The sequence below is a fragment of the Okeania sp. genome (assembly GCF_983059655.1).
The window spans coordinates 2,040-3,796 of sequence record NZ_CEZPJD010000768.1 but is presented as its reverse complement, the minus strand read 5'-3'; the positions used below and the strand labels follow the sequence as shown (position 1 = coordinate 3,796).

The 1,757-nt window shown below is 31.5% G+C and carries 2 protein-coding genes; both read left to right on the top strand.

The window, feature by feature from the left end; all coding sequences use genetic code 11:
- Positions 1 to 1,506: hypothetical protein (locus tag AC3DU7_RS28090; RefSeq protein WP_488042549.1), on the top strand; the 1,506-nt coding region annotated here is incomplete at its 5' end.
- On the top strand, positions 1,493 to 1,757 hold a 265-nt coding region (locus AC3DU7_RS28085), incomplete at its 3' end, for a hypothetical protein (protein WP_488042548.1). The genes AC3DU7_RS28090 and AC3DU7_RS28085, both read left to right, overlap by 14 nt.

Below are 1,757 nucleotides of genomic sequence, written 5' to 3'. Positions count from 1 at the left end.
AGTAAACGCGACATTTTGTTTGAATATTTATCAATTTTGATGAAAAATAGCGGCGATAAAACTAGATGGATTTTATCATGCAGAGAAGAAGAATATAAAGCCTATGCTAATACTTTGACAGTGGCAAATGTCAGAATAAAGCCAATGAGCATACCGCAAGTCAAAAAACTTTTAAAGAAGCGATTGAAAAGTTTACAACACGATTTTTTAAACCAGAACAAAATTAGAAATACTATTTTAACAATCATAGATACTAATGCAGAACAGGAATCTTTTTTAAGGAATCCTTACTATTTATCTTTATGGCTATCTCAAGTTTCATCGTCTAGTGATGAATCAGATTTTGCAGATGTAAAAAATCGTATTCCATCTATCAGAAGTTTGCACGATCTAGAGTTAAAACGGGAGATATTAAAAGGTATGAATGTAAATACAACAGTCAATTATGAGGAAATCGAGAAAGCCCTATTTCAATACCTTTTGGAAGTATTATCAGTTTTGAGCTTTCATCTTATGAGGATATCTTTACAAATTAAACACACTTCTCATTACGGTGTAAGTATTTCCGATCATAGTATTTTGGATTCACTATATAAAAAATACGAATATTTGAGAACTCATAGAGTCAATTTCGACCAAGAAACAAGTCAAAGGTTAGCTAAATATAAATCTTATGAGCTGTCACTAGATAAAATTCAAGAACATAAAATTGTTCAAAGTGATAGAAAGTTTATCAGAATACTCAAAGTTTTAAATACCTCTAAGTGGCAAAATTATCGTTTGAGAAATCAAGATAAATTTGATTTTTTTATTGTAATTTCTAGTATTATAGATATGGCAGAAAAATATCGCTTAATAGAGTTAAATTCCAATTTTAGTTATTTTTCTAGGTTTCTTAATCAAAGAGCTGCTGACTATTTAGCAGCTCGCTATTTTGTTGAAAATGGTTTAAAGGGAATACTCCAGAAAGGGGAAATTAATTTTTGGTTATTTAGAACAATAGCAATTTCAATTGCTATTTCTCACGAACCTCATAAGATACTAGATCCTACAGTCGCATCTAAAGACCCTGTATTAGCCACAGCAGTTGTCAATGGCCTTTCATTTGTCAGAGCTGATGACAAAAAGCTGCTGAGTGGGTTTATTAGAAGTTTTGTTGCACAACTCCTCGATCCGAAAAATTTTGACTCATCTTATGAAGAATATGATCCCTGCAACCCCTTAAGAGTCTTGAAATTTGTGAGCAGACTATCTTCAAATGGCTATAGTAGCTTCTTTTGGCTCCCTCGCAATTTTAAAAGACTTCTTCAACTTAGGGATACGAGTATTGCAGATACAGCAGCTATTACTCTTCTTACCCACGCATCTAGAACTGAATTTGATATTAATAATTGGATAATTCTGTTGCAATATTTGTTAATAAAGTCTTTTCGTTTTGAATTATCTCAAAAAGTTTACTATGGTTTTTCAACAGCGATTTATAGAGGTTTAATTGGAGATGTATAATCAGCGATCGCTCAGTAAAAATTCGTTTTGGAATTGGTTGTTTTGTATAACTTTCCCTATAATTTTTAGTTATGTTTTAAGTGCTTTTATTTTCTTAGTATATGCTTTGTTATTAGGGTTTATTTTTCAGGAAAGCCAAAGTGAAATTGGTATGCTTTTACCGTTTGTCTATTGCGCTTTTGCTTTACCCTATTCAATATTTGCTTATTTTAGATCGGGGATAGCTATTCCCAGGTCTATTATAGTTGGAT